Origin of the sequence: uncultured Microbacterium sp., from assembly GCF_947632095.1 — a bacterium.
Classification (GTDB): domain Bacteria; phylum Actinomycetota; class Actinomycetes; order Actinomycetales; family Microbacteriaceae; genus Microbacterium.
Genome location: NZ_CANROA010000107.1, coordinates 1 through 2,552, shown reverse-complemented (window position 1 = coordinate 2,552; position 2,552 = coordinate 1). Strand labels below are relative to the sequence as shown.

Annotated in this window: 1 protein-coding gene and 1 pseudogene; both read left to right on the top strand. The window is 70.2% G+C overall.

The window, feature by feature from the left end:
* On the top strand, nucleotides 1-2,321 hold a 2,321-nt coding region (locus tag Q0Z66_RS12485), incomplete at its 5' end, for a beta galactosidase jelly roll domain-containing protein (protein ID WP_298041652.1).
* Nucleotides 2,322-2,484: 163 nt separating this feature from the next.
* A pseudogene (locus tag Q0Z66_RS12480) lies at nucleotides 2,485-2,552 on the top strand (L28 family ribosomal protein); the annotation flags it as partial.

The following is a 2,552-nucleotide window of genomic DNA, read 5'->3' as shown; positions in this document are numbered from 1 at the left end:
GCACGGCGCGCACGCAGCTGAACGACGACAGCGACCGGATCACGTTCACCGGGGCGTGGGAGTACGCGACCGGCAAGAACTGGACCGCGGGGGACATCGGCGGCGACGAGACGTTCTCGGACACCGCCGGGGCCTCCTACGAGTTCTCGTTCACCGGGGCGGGATTCGAGCTGATCGGCCCGTACTCGCAGAACCACGGACCGGCCGAGGTGTTCATCGACGGCGAGCTCGCCGGACGAACGAGCGAGACCGTCACGGGTTCGGCCGAGCCGCAGAAGGTGCTCTTCTCCCAGCGCGACCTCGACTACGGCGAGCACGATGTGCGGGTCGTCGTCACCGGTGAGCGGTTCGCCGGATCGAGCGGATCCTTCCACGCGCTCGACGCCGTCATGATCTACGAGAGCGCCGAGACGGAGGGCACCCTGCCGGAGGGCGCTGTCGGCTGGGAGCGCGTGCCGCAGCAGGAGGGCACGGCGCTCACCCTGCACGGCCGTGACGCGCTCATGCTGACCGCCGACACCCGCATCGGCGGTCACGCGCTGTACTACACGACCAGCCAGCTCTTCGGTGCAGCGCTCGAGCGCCGCGGCGGAACCGTGCAGTACGCGATCGGCTACTCCGGCGATGCCGGCGAGAGCGTGCTGCACTACGACCGAGAGCCCGCCGTCTCGACGCCCGACGGCGTCACGAGCCTCTGGGACGCCGAGACCGGGCAGCTGCGGCTGAACTACACCCACGGCGCCCCGATCGACGTCACGGTCGATGACGGTGCAGCGCCGTTGACGCTGCGCATCATGGATCGCGAGAGCGCGGAGCGGGTCTGGTTCGTCGACGGGTCGACGGGCGGCGGCATCGCCCGCGCCGCGACGGGGGCGACGGCGACGGTCGTCGTCGAAGGCGCCTACCTCGCCCGCACCGTCGCCTTCGACGGCGCGGATGCGGCGCTGACCGGTTCGATGGATGCCGCCGGCGAGCTGCGTCTCGACCTGCCGGACGGCATCGATCGCGTCACATGGAACGGAGCGGACGCCACGGTCTCCGACGGCATAGCCGCCATCGCAGCGCCCGGCCCCGTCGAGGTGGCCGCCCCCGAGCTCGACTGGGTGACGGCATCCGATGACGCCGAGTCGAGCGCATCCTTCGACGACTCCGATTGGCTGGTCGCCGACTCCACCGCCGGCACGCGCTGGCAGGGCCCCGGGGCGAACCAGAGGATCGTGCTCGACTCCAACCACTACGGCTTCTTCGAGGGCTCGGTCTGGTACCGCGCCCACTACACGGCCGTGCAGGACGGCGGCACGATCCGTTTGCAGGGCAACGGCGGTACGGGACAGCCGGGGCACGGCAAGGCGCCGGCGTTCATGCAGGTGTGGGTGAACGGCCAGTACGCCGGGTCGCCGGCCGCGGCCGGCGCGTGGCAGAACGTCACGATCCCGGAGGGCGCGGTCGCCGCGGGCGACGAGGTCGTCGTCTCGGTGCTCGTGCACAACCTCGGCCAGAACCTCGACTGGTCGGACGACGGGCTCTCGCGCCAGAACCGCGGACTCTACGACGCGCAGCTCACGAACGGCGACGGCGCGGTGGAGTGGCGCCTGCGCGGCGCGACCGCGGCGGACGCCGACCCGGAGCGCACGGTCTACAACAACGGCGGCCTCGCCGGCGAAGCCGCCGGCTGGCATCTGGCAGGCTTCGACGACACCGCCTGGGACTCCGCATCCGACCTCGTCTCCGACGCCGCCGGCGTCGACTGGTACCGCAGCTCCTTCGATCTGGATGTTCCTGCCGGCCAGGACACCGCCTTCCGCCTCATGATCGACTCGTCGAAGTTCGATGCCGGACGTACCGATGGATCGCAGGCGACGCTGTTCGTGAACGGCTGGAACATCGGCGTCTACATCGGTGATATCGGCCCGCAGGACGAGTTCACAGTGCCGAGCGGACTGCTGAACATGCAGGGCGGGAACGAGATCGCGATCGCCGTCGCTGCGAAGGGAGCAGGCATGGGCCCCGAGGCCGTGCGCATCGAGGCCGTGCACGCGACCACCGGGGGCGTGGCGGCTGCCGCGACGGACGGCGGGGGCGATGGCGGCGATGGCGATGTCGGCGCGATCGAGCCCGGCGATGGCGGGGCCGGTGCTCCGGGGTCGGGGGTCGATGCGGAAGCCGATCCCGCCGCGGGCGCCGCGCCCGCGGATCAGGGCGGGGCGCTGGCGATGACCGGTGCTGCGGTGCCGCTGCTGCTCGTGCTGGGTGCGCTCGCGGCCGTGCTCGGCGGGCTGCTGCTGCGGGTCGTTCGCAGACGCTCCTCCGTGCTAAACTGACTCCTTGTCTGTGCACACTCCTGTGCGCAGTTCGTGTGCTTCTCCTTTCTTACGGCCTTCCGATCCCTTCATCCGGATCAGGAATCTCCTGCCGAAGGGTGGCGCGCAGACAAGGGATCTTGGGTGAAGCCGTCCGGCTTCACGGTAATGAAGGAGTAATCACATGGCAGCAGTGTGCCAGGTGACAGGAGCTGTTCCCGGCTTCGGTCACAACATCTCGCACTCGCACCG